At 40.8% G+C, this 14449-nt stretch carries 14 protein-coding genes and 1 rRNA gene; 1 reads left to right on the plus strand and 14 read right to left on the minus strand.

Translation table 11 applies throughout. The features are described from left to right. Positions 1-199 precede the first annotated feature (199 nt). The 9 genes from Q0A12_RS02720 to Q0A12_RS02760 all read right to left on the minus strand — a co-directional run bounded on the left by Q0A12_RS02720 (position 200) and on the right by Q0A12_RS02760 (position 9049). Complete coding sequence (locus tag Q0A12_RS02720; RefSeq protein WP_291291176.1) at positions 200-1156, minus strand: permease prefix domain 1-containing protein; 957 nt, start codon at positions 1154-1156, stop codon at positions 200-202. After that, positions 1153-1485 carry a PadR family transcriptional regulator gene (locus Q0A12_RS02725; protein ID WP_291291177.1) on the minus strand — a complete coding sequence of 111 codons (333 nt, stop codon included), beginning with the start codon at positions 1483-1485 and terminating at the stop codon, positions 1153-1155. The genes Q0A12_RS02720 and Q0A12_RS02725 overlap by 4 nt, the downstream gene beginning before the upstream one ends. Before the next feature lie 93 nt (positions 1486-1578). Continuing rightward, entirely contained in the window at positions 1579-2148 is a 570-nt protein-coding gene (locus Q0A12_RS02730) for a hypothetical protein (protein WP_291291178.1), read from the minus strand. 287 nt (positions 2149-2435) lie between these two features. After that, positions 2436-3404 (minus strand): siderophore ABC transporter substrate-binding protein, encoded by a 969-nt coding sequence (locus Q0A12_RS02735; protein WP_291291179.1) that lies wholly within the window; start codon positions 3402-3404, stop codon positions 2436-2438. 19 nt (positions 3405-3423) lie between these two features. Then, positions 3424-4182, minus strand: a complete 759-nt coding sequence (locus tag Q0A12_RS02740) for an ATP-binding cassette domain-containing protein (protein ID WP_291291180.1) — start codon at positions 4180-4182, stop codon at positions 3424-3426. Then, positions 4179-5129 carry an iron chelate uptake ABC transporter family permease subunit gene (locus Q0A12_RS02745; RefSeq protein WP_291291181.1) on the minus strand — a complete coding sequence of 317 codons (951 nt, stop codon included), beginning with the start codon at positions 5127-5129 and terminating at the stop codon, positions 4179-4181. Before Q0A12_RS02745 ends, Q0A12_RS02740 begins: the two co-directional genes overlap by 4 nt. Further along, positions 5126-6073 (minus strand): iron chelate uptake ABC transporter family permease subunit, encoded by a 948-nt coding sequence (locus Q0A12_RS02750; protein WP_291291182.1) that lies wholly within the window; start codon positions 6071-6073, stop codon positions 5126-5128. The genes Q0A12_RS02745 and Q0A12_RS02750 overlap by 4 nt, the downstream gene beginning before the upstream one ends. Before the next feature lie 151 nt (positions 6074-6224). Beyond that, positions 6225-7589 (minus strand): FAD-dependent oxidoreductase, encoded by a 1365-nt coding sequence (locus tag Q0A12_RS02755; protein ID WP_291291183.1) that lies wholly within the window; start codon positions 7587-7589, stop codon positions 6225-6227. Further along, positions 7586-9049 carry a helix-turn-helix domain-containing protein gene (locus Q0A12_RS02760; RefSeq protein ID WP_291291184.1) on the minus strand — a complete coding sequence of 488 codons (1464 nt, stop codon included), beginning with the start codon at positions 9047-9049 and terminating at the stop codon, positions 7586-7588. The genes Q0A12_RS02755 and Q0A12_RS02760 overlap by 4 nt, the downstream gene beginning before the upstream one ends. A 159-nt stretch (positions 9050-9208) precedes the next feature. Between Q0A12_RS02760 and Q0A12_RS02765 the strand changes: the two genes are divergently transcribed. Further along, a complete protein-coding gene (locus tag Q0A12_RS02765; RefSeq protein ID WP_291291185.1) occupies positions 9209-10315 on the plus strand; it encodes an SLC13 family permease in 1107 nt (368 codons plus the stop codon). A 66-nt stretch (positions 10316-10381) separates the two neighbouring features. Here the strand turns inward: Q0A12_RS02765 and Q0A12_RS02770 are convergent, their stop codons facing one another. The 5 genes from Q0A12_RS02770 to rrf all read right to left on the minus strand — a co-directional run bounded on the left by Q0A12_RS02770 (position 10382) and on the right by rrf (position 14424). After that, positions 10382-11089 (minus strand): class I SAM-dependent methyltransferase, encoded by a 708-nt coding sequence (locus tag Q0A12_RS02770; protein ID WP_291291186.1) that lies wholly within the window; start codon positions 11087-11089, stop codon positions 10382-10384. Continuing rightward, positions 11086-12090 carry a zinc-binding alcohol dehydrogenase family protein gene (locus Q0A12_RS02775; protein ID WP_291291187.1) on the minus strand — a complete coding sequence of 335 codons (1005 nt, stop codon included), beginning with the start codon at positions 12088-12090 and terminating at the stop codon, positions 11086-11088. The genes Q0A12_RS02770 and Q0A12_RS02775 overlap by 4 nt, the downstream gene beginning before the upstream one ends. A gap of 72 nt (positions 12091-12162) precedes the next feature. Then, complete coding sequence (locus tag Q0A12_RS02780; protein WP_291291188.1) at positions 12163-13269, minus strand: hypothetical protein; 1107 nt, start codon at positions 13267-13269, stop codon at positions 12163-12165. After that, on the minus strand, positions 13262-14143 hold the full coding sequence (locus Q0A12_RS02785; RefSeq protein WP_291291189.1) for a hypothetical protein: 882 nt from the start codon (positions 14141-14143) through the stop codon (positions 13262-13264). The genes Q0A12_RS02780 and Q0A12_RS02785 overlap by 8 nt, the downstream gene beginning before the upstream one ends. A gap of 165 nt (positions 14144-14308) precedes the next feature. Then, a 5S ribosomal RNA gene (gene rrf, locus Q0A12_RS02790) occupies positions 14309-14424 on the minus strand. Positions 14425-14449 lie beyond the last annotated feature (25 nt).

Here is a 14449-nt window from a genome sequence, read left to right on the forward strand (position 1 = left end):
ATCATAAATAAAACCCATTCTCACTTATACCCTCTCATTCTCAATAACGACTTAGGATTATTGCCAAATGATCGTGAGGCAATTTTCCCACCGATAGGACCGAATAGAAAAAACACCTGATCAATCTTGCACGTTCTACTGAACTGCGGATCAATCAAGTGTTAATATACTAATTAGTAAATTTCTCTGCCGGACCCCTTCAATGCCTTTTTTTCTTGTGGGGCAAAAAGAAATCTTGCAAAACCCCGCCTAAAATGAAGATCACCCATGAATACGCCCAACTTTGTGTTGAAAATGACCAGATAAAGTAAACTACAAGGATCACTGGCCAATAGACTGTATTAAAAAAGCGAACTTTTCCTGCGGATTCTCCATAGATGTGTTGCGTTGCACGTGGTCCAGGTTCATCTTCATTGGAAATAAAGTACACGCCATCTGCCATTTTAGCAAACCCAGTCCGAATGATACTAACATAAACAATAAAGAACACGCCCAATGCAACTGCTGCAAAAAACAAACCTAAAGCGAAACCACTTGGAATGTAAAGAATCGCTTCCATCAGGAAAAACGGTGTCACTGACAGAATACATGCAGAAATCCCAAGCACCAGACCGAAGCGAAAACTTTTTTCATAATCTTCCAGTTGCTTCCGTGCTTCTCGTTTGACTTCTTGCTCAAAGGGGCGATCATTCAATCTGCGTTTTGATGCAGAATAGTTCAACCCGGAGGTAATAATAAAGCCAACACCTAAAGCAATAAACACAAACATCCCCAACAAACCTAACCCACTATCGACTTCATTGGCAAAAAAGATAAATATTCCCAGTGACGCGATACATAATGCAATCCCTAAAGAAAGTGAGAAGGCAAAGTGGCGAATCTTCCCCCAAAAATCAAAGGCTTCCTCGATCACAATCGCATCTTGCCAGGCTTCTTCCGGGACTTCCTCTACTTGGAGTTCTTGGAGCAATTCATCGATGGAACCAAACTCACTGATAACCGCTCCAATCGCTTCATGCTCACTTTTTCCTTGATCGATCAATTCATGATAATGGTCTTCCATGATCGCAACCAAATCTTCTTTGGCTTTGATCGTTTCTGGCGTCTTGGGTACATTTAAAAATAGCGTATCTAAATAATCTCGGATGGTTTTCATTTTGTTCCTCCTTGTAAAAAGCGCTCAACAACGATCTTTGTTTGTTGCCACTCTTGTTTTTTCTCTTCTAAAAATTCTTTACCTGCATCGCTGATCTGATAATAGGTGCGTTTCTTTCCATGCGTTACTTCTCCAGGATACGACCGGATCAATCCTTGCTTCTCCAGACGTGTAAATGCCGAATACAACGTTGTTTCCTTTATGATGTAAAGTGAATCTGTTTTTTCACGAATCTGTTTTGAGATTTCGTATCCGTAAGAATCATCTTTGGAAAGAATCGATAAGATAATTGCATCATTGTATCCCCGAATCCCATCGCTGGATATCACTCGATCCCCTCCCAATAAATTACTTTACCTGTCGTAATAATTATAAGACAATTACTACGACAGGTAAAGTAAATATGCTATTCTTTTTGGAAATCAGTCTTGAGACCGAGAAACACCCGCTAATGGTTGAACATCAATTATCGGTAAAAACACTTCAGCAAATTTTATGAAACTCCCACCTTCTGTGAAAACTTTGATCTGCTGTCCTTCTCGAAGCTGCCAACTGTCCTTGCTTTCGAAATAATACTCACCAAAATCGGATGAATAACGTGATTCCGCGTATTTCTTCGTCTGAAAACATGTATAACCATCATCATAGACTTTCATGACCGTCCCTTCGACCCATTCCTTTTGAGGGGGAAAGAAAATCACCTTTAAGCAAATTATCCAAACCGCAAGTAAACCCACACCAAGCAGATAGTTTTTGCGCCCCGGATTGGATGGCCAGTAATAGGAAACCAAAGTCAGCAACAAAATAGCTAGTCCGCTGCCCATCAAGACTGCCCCCCATTTTGGTGCCAGCCCCACCTCTCTTTGTAACGTGATTTTTTCTGCCAAAGTCAATAACTCAAAGTCTGCGATCGGGATCAAATTTACCCAAAGTAATAATCCCCCTGTTAACAGCATTCCCCCTACGCCAGCCGCCAGCAAATATTTGTGCATTTCGGAGTCCGCTCCTTCCCTTTGAACCTAGCATACCTGAAAGTAACTAAATTTGGTTTAAAATTAATAAATTATTTTCAATATAAAAAAAGAGACTGCGCCATAAGTCTCCTACAAGTAAAAATATCCGAACAGTCCTTAGTATTGCTCCTGCGGTGCAGGGGCTCCTCGTCGCAAAAGTCCGTGGAATCTAATGCAATAGCATATGTTTCGGTTTATCTTGTTGGCTGATGACTTATGTCACAGTCCCTTTCTCATTTGGGCCATCCTTATCCGAGAATAAGCCCTTACTCTTTTGCAACAGCTGGTTCAACATCGGACAACATAATATCCAAAGATTCGATCCCAGATCCTGCTAGATACCAAACTTGTGGGTTTAATTCAATCACTTTGCCATTTTTGCCAGCAGTTGTTTGCTGAACCAATTCATTCTCTGTCAACTCACTTTGGCTTGTATCTCCACCGATTGCTTTTGTCCGATCAATAACAAAAATAATGTCGGGATTTTTTTCCAGTAAATATTCATAAGAAATATTTTGTCCATGGGTCGAAGCTTCCAATGTATCATCGACTGCCGTAAAACCAAAGGTATCATAAACGATACTATACCGTGAGCCCATACCAAAGGCCGCAAGACTTCCTTCATTCATCATAACAACCAGTGCTTTCTCGTTGTCTTTTGCCTTTTCAGAAAGAGCAGAAATTCTTGTTTGCAGAGCCGTCAACTTTGTCTTAGCTTCCTCTTCTTTACCGAAGATTTGTGCGACGGTCTGAATATTGCTTTCGATGGATGACCAAGTATTTTCGTTATCGACACTCAGAAAAATTGTTGGAGCGATTGCTTCCAGATCTTTCTGGAAATCTCTTTGCCGACCAGAGATGATAATCAAATCAGGTTGGATTTGATTGATTTTTTCTAGATCAGGTTCTTTGATGCCACCGGCAGAATCAACCGAAGCATAATTTTTTAAATAATCCGGTAGATTACTAGTGGCTGCCCCAGCGACACGATCCCCGACGCCTAGCGCATCCATCGTATCTAATGCACTATTGTCGAAAACAACCACTTTTTTTGGTGAATAAGGAACGGTTACTTTCCCATTGCTATCTGTCACTTCAATTTCTGTAGGTGCAGCTACTGTCGATGAAGCAGTTGCGGATGAGTCACTTGTTTCCGTCTTCTTTGCTTGCGCTCCACACCCCGCTAAGCCCCCGATCATTGCGAATACAGCCAAACCAAATACTATTTTCTTCATATTTTCCTCCTATGATCCTTTAATTAAAATAATAACAAAAGCGCTGTCCCTCTACTTCGACGATCTTAACTTCCAAGTCATAAAGCTCTTTTAAGACAGGCTCTTGAATCACTTCCTCTACTGTTCCTGTTTTATACAGGCATCCTTCTTTCATCGCTACGATATGATCCGCATATCGAGCAGCAAAATTGATGTCATGTAACACGATCAATACGGTTTTCCCATGATCTCTGACTAATTTTTCTAATAAGTGCATCAATTGGTTGGCGTGTTTCAAATCCAAGTTATTCAAAGGCTCGTCCAATAGAATATACTCGGTATCTTGCGCGAGAATCATCGCCAGATAGACCCGTTGCAACTGTCCGCCGGATAGTGCATGGATCGAACGTTTTCGAAATGGCTCCAAAGATAAGAGTGCTAAGGACTCTGAAATGATTTCGTCATCTTCTGGTTTGGTTCGCCCGCGATTATAGGGAAACCGCCCAAAAGCTACCAGTTCTTCCACCGTCATATCAACTGTGAAGCCGTTGCTTTGTTGTAAAAAGGCCAGATTTTTAGCTAGCTCTTTGGAGTGCCATTGACGAATATCCTGTCCTTTGAAATAGACTTCCCCGTTGGTTTGTTCCAACATCCGACTGATAATGGACAGCAGTGTACTTTTTCCGGCGCCATTTGGACCGATAAAGGCAACCAACTGATTTTCCGGCAACTGTAAGGACAAATCAGTCAACACGCGTTTGTCTTGATACACCTTTTCAATTCCTTTTGTCTCAATCATTGCCCTTTCCTTTCTTTGATCAATTTTCCTAAAAAGAACATCCCACCTAGAAACTGAATCACGGTATTGATGGTGGTGTTCCATTGAAAGACTTGCTCCACAAAAAGCTGTCCGCCAACTAACAATAAAAATCCTAAAAGAGTTGTTGCCACAAATAATGTGCCATGCTTATAGGTGGGAAACAATTGATAAGCAATCGTTGCCACGACAAATCCTAGAAAGACGGAAGGTCCCACCAACGCCGTAGCAGTGCCAGATAATAAAGACAGCAAAAACAAGCAGCATTTTTGCATTACAGAGACTGAGATCCCCAAACTTTTTGCATTTCGAAACCCCAAAACCATCACATTCAGTTCTGGAATCAATAGGGATAATCCTACTACGCCAATGAAAATGATGCCGGCTGCTAGCAACAAGTGTTGACTATTGACATTGCTAAAACTGGCAAACAGTCGGCCCTGCAGCAAGTCATATTCGTTGGGATCCATAATGACTTGCAGAAACGAGCTGATGCTAGAGAACATCGTTCCACTGACCATTCCGGCCATCAATAATAAAAACAAGTGATTGTTTGCCTTTTTGTAAAAGGTTTGAATAATGACACTGCTCAAAATCCCAGTAGCCAAAATCGAAAATAAAAAAACGAAAGGCGTCTCCTGACTCAACATTCGGATTCCTCCTAAGAAGAAAAACAACAGGGTCTGGATCAATACATACAATTGATCCAATCCTAAGATTCCGGGAGTCAGATAACGATTTTGTGTCAGTGTTTGTAAAGTGATGGTGCTAAAGGAGACTGCGATTGCTACCAAGCCAAAAGCCACTACGCGCTTGCCCCGCAGCGCCAACGCAAAAGACCAGTTTCCGTATGTATTGATCAAAAGATAAGCACTGACCGCGATTCCGATAAGTAATAGTAGACATGCATAACGTCTGGCAACTCTCATACCATTTTTCTCCTCATCAATAAAACTAGAAAACTGATACCGCCGATGGTGCCGGCGACAACACTGACTGGCAATTCGTAAGGGGCAATCACCATTCTTGCCAACAGATCACACAAAAGTAAGAAAGCACTACCGGAAAAGCTGATCAAGAATAGATTGTTTTTCACATGGTCCCCCACAAATAAAGCAACGATATTTGGGATGATCACACCTAAAAAAGGCACGTTCCCCACCAAAAGTAAAACGACGCTGCTGGCAAAAGCCACCAAAGCAAACACTAACAGCCGCAACACATGATAATTGATACCAAGATTTTTGGCTGCCGTTTCTCCTAACCCAGCGATCGTTATTTCATAAGCAAGAAAATACAATAAAACAAACACAGGTAGCGTCAAATAAATCAATTCATAATTGCCTTCGATCACAGTAGCAAAATTACCTTGCAACCAAGAAGAAACATTTTGCACTAACTGGTAGCGATAGGCCAAAAAGGAGCTGATGGCACCGATCACATTTCCAAACATCACACCTGTCAAAGGCAAAACCATTGGATCTTTTTTAGGAATCAAACGACTTAACCATAAGAAAAGCAAAACTCCGAGATAAGCAAATAAGAAAGCTGCGGTTGTCCGCAGAAGCCCGGAGGCATTTGGAAGCCATAACATGACGATCAAAATGCCTAAGCGAGCACTATCGGTCAATCCAATCACATCTGCTGCCACAAATTTATTTTGCATCAGGTGCTGAATGATTTTCCCGCACAAGCTCATGACCGCCCCTGCGAGTAAAAGACTGATGGTACGAGGGAGCCTCACTTTCAGCAGGATCATCCAATGACTTTCTTTGCCTGCCATCAATCCAGCAAGGGACATCTCATGAGCACCAACAAATAGCGAACCGATGATTAATAAAAGCACCAAAATGCTCAAGCTCATTTTCTTCATAGTCAAACTCCTTCTATTGAGAATGATTATCATTCTCTTAAGTTAGTTTAAGCGATTCCGCTTTTAATGACAAGCCTTTTTCGCAAAAAAAAGATAAACCTACTATTAACGTAGGTTTATCGAATTGAAAAAAACTTAATATAACAAACACTTAACTCTTATGTGTTTTCAGAAGCCCTTCAATGGCTAACTGATTCAAGAAATGCAGCGGAAAAGAGATCGTCGGATTGAAAAAGTAATCCATCGTCGCCAACTGATCCAACGTCATGTAAGCTGTGATCAATGTGGAAACTGTATTGATGATTTCCAAACTTCCACGATCACTTGTAATGATCTGCCCGCCCATAATGACCCGTGAGTGCCTATCAAAAACCAGTTTCAATGTCACTTCAAAGTCGGTTTCTGTTTCAAAAAAGCTTCGCGAATGAAAAGTTCGGGTCACAGAATCCACATCAAAGCCATAATAAGGTGCTTCTGTTTCGTTGATTCCGGAGCTGCTCACATAATACCCAAAGAGCTTACTGACCACGGTTCGCTGCATCTTTGGAAAAGGAATCTTGTTCGCAGACAAAATATTGGTTGCCGCCACGATACCCGTTCGATAGGCATTGGTCACTAACGGGACATACAATGCACTATCTGAATGATTGAACGGAATTGAAACCAAATCGCCAATAGCGTAAATGTTTGGATCTGAAGTTTGCAAAAATTCATTGGTATCGATCGTTCCATCAGGATTTAGCTTCAGAAAATCAGCCACCAAATCGACATTCGGTCTTGGATTGACTGCATACACAACGATGTCTGCTGGTAAAAAAGTACCATTGGCTAGTTCGATCCCTTCCAACTCACCTGCCGCCCCTTGCTTGGCTGCCACCACACTACTGTTAAGATAAATTTGGAGATTTTCTGGAAACCGTTTGATCAAAATCTGTGAGATTTCCTGATCAAAGTAACGGAAAAGCAGTGTATCCATCCGATCAATCAAAAAAACCTCTTTCTCCTGGCCACTCAATGATTCTGCCAATTCAAAGCCGATCAATCCTGCACCGACAATGGCTACTTTTTGTGCTTCTTGCACTTTATGAAGGGCCTCTCGTGATTGACCAATCGTTTTGTATGTCGTGATATATTCTTTGACCTCTTCTGTAAAAGCATTCCGAAAATTGCTGGACCCCATGGCTAAAATCAACGAATCATACGCGATAGTATCCTTTTCGATGCAACTGGCGGTTGAGGTCTCGAAAGAAATGGTTTTTTCTGCTGCCGTGATTGCTACGACCCGACTGTTGAGCATCACATTGATTCCTTCTGATAGTAACTCGCTAGCAGTGACCGTACGAGAATCTTCAAGATGCTCGATATACCCTTCTAATACCAAGTTCAAGCTGCTAGCGATATAGCCCAAAACATTAGATTTTTCAATGATGATAACTTCGATCTTACGATCCATCTGTTTTAAATGACGGGCTGCTGCTATACCAGCATGAGAGCCTCCAATAATTACAATCCTCATAACTTCTCCAACTCACTTTCAAGATTTTCCCTGCGGATTTCGGCAATGACTTGATGCAACCGCTGTTCTTCAAAACGATCAATCACACCTGTCAAAATCAAGAGCTTTTGATAGCGATAGTTCTCCGCAATCTGTGGTTGATCCACGATCAGTAAATCATAGACCGTTTCTTGTGCAGCTTCCACCTTCATGTAAGGATACCCCGAAAGCTGTTTCGTCAAAAATCGCCGCAAAACATCTGCCCGCAATCGATTTTGGGAAAGCAGTACACCAATTTTCATTTCTTTTTGCTGATTTTCTTGCAGCCATTCAATAACAAATGACAAATCATGAGTGAGCTTTCTTCGTTTCTCATCAGAAAACGGCGCCATCCCTTGAGCAAGTTGCTCAACGGCTAGATTGGCAGCTTCCATCATGGCTGCACCTCGCAGAAAATGGGGCGGGAAATCAGCAAATGAGGTTAAAGCCCCTGTTAAGTACCTCGCTTTGAGAATAATGATAACCAAAAAACTGCTGATTTCCGGATAGTGTAGCGAGATGTCCGGGGTATCATCACTGAAGGTTTGGATCAATGTCTGACTTGCACGGGTCAATTCAAGCATAAATTCCGAGGAAGATTCATCCGAGCTATCAATGACCAATAAACCTTCCATGATCAAAAATAAATAGAGATAGACGGCTTCATAATCACTCCATGAAAGAGCAAAGCGGCTGAGATAGCGCCCCAAGATGTTTCGTAGCGTTTGAAACGTAGGATCTGTTTCTAATTGCTTTAGGAGTTCTTTTGACGCACCATGCTGCTGAGAACTTCGAAAATCAAAACGAGCTTCCATCAAACCAAGCCACAAGACCATTTTCCACCGATTCAAGGGATCAATGGCTATGTCAAGCTGCTGCTCAATCACATGGATCACATTGCGAATGGCTGGATTTCGAAAGGTCTGCTCAATTTTTGCTAGCGGGTAGCTCTGGGAAAAAAAGGAATAAAAGAAAAAGCGGATTTGTCGCTCATCGCCGATCAGTTTCTTGTTCTTCATTTGCAGCTGAAATTCCTCCAACAAGTGATTGATGGTTTTGAAATGCCGAAAAAGCGAGGCTTCACTCAGCATCAAATCCATCATTAATTTCGTTGTCGACCCTTCTCGATGAAAAAACAGATACTCAATAATTTGAAAGTCCACGGCTTTTGATAAGTATTCGTAAAAAAAATGCTGAATAGAAAAATCAAGGGGCAATATTAATCTTAGCCGATCATTCTCTTTGATTTCCAACGATGCTTTTGAATGGAAAGCAGACAGATTTTCCCCCAGCTGTTGAAGCTCCTTTTGTAACGTCGGTGAAGAAATCGATAATGTATTTGCCAGTGTCTTATAAGAAATTTCCGAGCCCTGCTGAAAGAAAATAGTCAGTATCTGAAAATGGACTTGCTGATTTTTTTCTAATAATTGCATCAAATTCATCAATTCTGCTCCTTTTTCAATCTAATTCTAATTTCCCAGTAAACGCTTCGTTTGTCAACCTTATTGAATGCGCCCATTCCAAAGTATGTTTTTAAATCAAGGATATTTCTTTGCTTTGTAAAAAGAGTCCATGGTAAAATTTGAACGAAAGGAGTTCTCATGTCAAAAATAATCACATTTTTTCGAAACGACTTATTATTCACCATTTCTTTCTTTTTGGCGCTTATTGCGAGCTTATTCGGTCGTTTTGATAGCCGCTTTATCGATTTTCAAGTGGTTTTAACCTTATTTGGTTTAATGTTGACCATTAACGGATTGGAAAAAGCCGGCTTATTAAATTTCATTGGTCAGCGTTTGCTGTCTACCAGTCATTCTCTCCGGGCATTGATTCGAACCATCGTTTTACTTAGTTTCTTCAGTTCCATGTTTTTAACCAACGATGTCGCAATTCTTACTTTGCTGCCTCTCTATCTGATGATAACAAAAGCCCTGAAAGAACGGAAAAGTATTCTTCTCGGGGCAGTCTATTTAATCGTAGCAGCAAATTTAGGCAGCAGCTTATTCCCCTTTGGGAATCCGCAAAACCTCTTCTTGTTTACATTTTATGATTTGCCTTTAATTACTTTTTTACAAACAACGGGTTTGGCGGCGCTTCTTTCACTGCTTTTATTGCTCGGATCCATTCAGCTATTACCAGCCTCGCCTCTAACCATCGACAAAACCACACAGTCGTTTGAAAAAAAATACGCGGTGCTTTATCTGGGGTTGATGGCCCTTATGATAGCAGGAATCTTTCACGTGATTCCTTTTATCTTTGCGACAATGATCGTGGCTGTGGTCATTTTTTTGGTGCAAAAAGACCTCTTTCGTACAGTGGATTACCGCTTATTGCTGACCTTTGTTTGTTTCTTTGTGATTGTCGGCAATATCAGTGAACAAGAAAAACTGATTGCCATGATCCAACCCTTTTTCAAAAAAGAACAGCAAGCGTTTCTAGGCAGTATTGCACTGTCTCAAGTCATTTCCAATGTTCCAGCAGCGATTTTGATTGCCCCTTTCACAAGCTTCAAGAAAGCTGTTTTGCTGGGGGTGAATGTGGGCGGCTTAGGGACACTGATTGCTTCACTGGCCAATTTGATTGGATTCAAACTGATCAAACAAGCTTTGCCGCAAGAACAAAAGCTGTTCCAACAAAAATTCTATTTGGTTAATTTTTTCTACTTATTCGTGATTGGCTCTATTCTTTATTTCTACTTAGGGATCTGATCATACAAAATCGCGCTACCCCGGCTACTGCTCCTGTTTACAAGAGTAGCTAAGGTGGCGCGATTTTTAAACGATGAGAAGCTCATAATCGATCTCTGTCTTGCTGATCGTCTCTTCTTTGTTCCCAAAAAGAGACTGACACAATTCTCTTGCCTTTTGTGGTGGAAAATCCTCTTGGAAATAGTCCATAAAAAAATCCCGCTTGATGATTTCTTCATAACTATAAGAAAAAATATGAGTAGCAAAGCTGATTTGTTCCTCTTGCAACCATTCCTTATAAATAGACAGCCATTTTTCCTCTGCATGATCCAACTGTTCCAAAGGCTGGAATATATTTTCCTGAGTACGAACAATACGCAAAATCAACAATTTAGCACTTTTTTTCACTAAAGAAAGCAACTGGTCTTTTTCGGTCAATGCCGGATTCATTGCGGTAAAAACCAATGGATAGCGGCTTTGATCTGCTAGAAAATCTGCTTGTGTTTGCAAGCGGTAGACCACTTTTTGTTGTGGATCTTTCACATATTCCTTCGCCTGCTTCAGCATTTCTTCAGAAAAATCAATCGCCAGGTAACACTCGACTTCCGGTAAGATCGCGGGAATATAACGACCACTTCCCGCAGCCAAATCGACAAAGCAATTGCTAGGTAAAAAGCCTTCTTTCTTTAAATACGCTCCTACGTCTTCGGCAATCGGCAATCTCGATTCTTGTTGAATCTCCGCATATTCTGCTGCAAACGCGTTCCAAAACTCTTGTTCATTCAATGGATTCATTCATCCATTCCACCGGAAATAACTACTTTTCCAGGTCCACCCTTTTCCACTAACGCAGTTGCTTGAATCAAATTTTCAATGGTTAGCCCTGTTTCAAAACAACTGGTCATCGTTGAATGAATTTTTTTCTCTTTGACTAAGTGAGCAATTGCTTTTAAGATTGCCCCTTGACTTTCAATCGACACTTGAAAGTCCGTTTTTGTAAACATATATTCCCAGTAAAAATCAACCCCGATATTTTTAAAGGGATTAAGATCTAAAGACTCACGAGTATTGACAATCATGCCAATTTTCCCAAAAGGTCGAATCAAGCCAGCTAATTGACCAATGTAATCTGTTACGTCATAAAACACCGCAATATAGTCGAAGGTCGTTTCTACTTGATCCTGTAGTGGATAGTGATAATCCAGTGCCTTTGTAACACCATTTTGGTACAACCACTCGTGATTTTTGGGACTGGCTGTTCCATAAACCTCCAGACCAGACCAGCTAGCCAGTTGCGCTGCGATTGAGCCCACACCGCCACTTGCATTGATCATCAAAATTTTTCCTTGGTTGGCGTTTTCGTCAGCAATCAAACCGAATTTTTCAAACAATAGTTCCCAAGCAGTAATACTTGTCAATGGCAATGCTGCCCACTGAGCTAAATCATCTGTAGTAACTTTCGCCACCAACCGGGCATCCACCGCTTGGTACTTCTGATTTGCCCCATCACGTTGTGTGGTTCCAGCGTACATCACTGCATCCCCTACTTGAAAATCAGTCACTTGATTCCCGACTTTCTCAATGATGCCGCTCGCGTCATACCCCTGTATGACAAAATGAGCGGAATTTGTAGTAGTTTGGCGACGCTTTGTATCAATCGGGTTGACCGACACAGCGGCTACTTTTATCAAAAGATCATTGGGCTCCAAGGTAGGCAGACTAAGATCCTTGATTTGAAACACATCTTCGTGATCCAAGGGCATTCCTTCATAAAATCCGATACCACGATTCATCATTGCGTATTTCCCCTCTCTTAAAAAAGCTAAAATAACCTTACAGGCTATTTTAGCTCTTATTGTTGCTTATTGCTAATAACTAGGTACGACCAATGGGACTAAAAATTCATAAGAAGTAAAGAAATCCAGCAAGGACCGCTTCCGACGATCTGAATCAATAAACAAGTGGGTGTTTTCTTCAGCCATACGGATAGTCAAACGTTGCTTTTTATCAAGGAATATTTCATAGTCCTCATCTTGAGCGGTAACAAAATCATAGTCTTTGTTTTCCATCGTGGTAATGAATATTTGATCCAAAATCTCTGTTGTGATAGGAAATTCTGTCTCCAAATCCACCGCAAGCTCCTGTGTGTTATCAATCAAGCTTGGTGAAACGGTAAAAGAAGAAGCTCGAAAATGAGCCAACAGTTGATTGACATCATAATTAAAGAGCGACAGTTGATTGACGGTAAAGATTTTGTCAGTATACCATTGTCGCAATAGATGTAAGATCTGATGGTCGTTGACCTGTACTTCTCGCGTATCGGAATAGATCGTTAGCAGAGGCAGGTAGTGAGATTCATAGTGAGAATTGATTGGATTCAATTTGAAATACAAATCCAGTGCTTTTTCCTCATTCAATTGAAATTTCACTAAGAAATGCTTGGTCTTCCAAATATCGTAGTTATCCGTTGCGGTGAGACCAATCGACCGCAATGGTTTCAAAAATTCATAGGCATAGTATTCCAATAAGGTCTTCTTCGCAATAATCGAAATCTCTTGGTTGCCAATGATCAATGTCTGATAGTGCTGGCACAGTTCATTGAAATCTGCTTCCATAATGTCTTTGCGCAAGCGCAGGTCAGCCAGTTCAATTTCTGCTTGTTCAATCAGACTCTCAATTCTCTGATGATCTTGTTCCTTCGTTTCATAATATTCATCAAAGGATTCTGATACTTCTCGTTCTGTGTTTTGTTTTTCCCTAGAATACGCTTCAAGATCAAGATCAGGTGTTAGTTGCACACGATCTGACTCAAGAATCACAGGTTCATTCAATGGAAGTTCTTCACCAGCATCCGTTACTTCCGGTATTTCATCTTTTGCAATAGTTTCTGATTCGTTTTTTGATACTTGTGTTTCTTGGGTTTCAGCAGCTAATTCTTGGTTCAGCTCAGAATTTTTTTCTTCCTCGTTATTCATCGACGATCGACTCCTCTCCGATATAGTTCGTTAAGAAAGCTGCCAATTGTTCATTCATTTCTTTGATAGAACCAAAGTAGCGGTCAATTTGGCGAAATTCTTTTTCAACGATTGCTTTTTTCAGACGTACCATATGGTATTGTTGTGCCAACCGCTCTTTTTCAAGCAGCACCTCTTGCTCATTTTTAGAATAGCGAGACCACTCTTTTTGCTTGGCTTCGACTTTTTTTCTTTCTTGAATCAACGCCTCTAGTTCTTCATCGATTTTCCCGCGATTAAAGAATCCTTTTGATTCCATCAACTCATTTTCACTACGCTTGATGCGATCAATTTCGACTTGCAGTTTTTGAATTTCAGACTGTGCCGAGATCGCTTTCGCATCTAGATTATCCATCTGCTGTTCAATTGCGACAAGCATTTCGCGATTATCTCGCTGGAATTTATGCCACTCTTCATCAATAGACGGAATCACAAATATTTCCGGAACACTCGCGTCAATGCCAATGGTCGGACGTTCATGATAGTATTCGCCAATTTTGTAATAATGGACTGTCGGCGAAATTTTTTCGATGTGCATCATAAATGGGAAAGCAGCGACAAAATTATCATGAATCTTCCGAGCCAACAACTCATCAATTTCATGATTTTGATTCGATGTTTCTTTTAATTCCTTGTGTAGTCGACCATTATAGATTCGGTAAATTTCAGGAATATCTTCCTTTTCAATCGCTGTCTCAAAAGCTTGTAGGTCTTGAAGCATCTGTCCAATATTTTTTGAAGCAACTTCTTTGATTTCTGTGAATGGAACGGCAGTTGTTGGTGTTTCCAGCTCATTATCTGCAGATTCCTGTTCTTTTTTAAGCTCCTCAGTCATACTATCCCTCCTAAAAACTCTTCATAAACAGTGTATCATTTTTTCGCAAAAAAAGTTATTTTAAGTCACCTAAATTTTTGATAAAGTCATATGAATGCTCTATCAGAAGGTGCTGCAGTTAAACACAAAAAAACCTTATATCATTTGTTTGATATAAGGTTACTTGCGTGGCGACGTCCTACTCTCACAAAGGGAAACCCTTCACTACAATCGGCGCTAAGAAGCTTAACTTCTGTGTTCGGCATGGTTACAGGTGTATCCTTCTCGCTATCGCCACCACACTATTCAATTGAGTAAGTTTTGCTC

It is taken from the genome of Enterococcus sp., from assembly GCF_022711995.1.
GTDB lineage: Bacteria > Bacillota > Bacilli > Lactobacillales > Enterococcaceae > Enterococcus_D.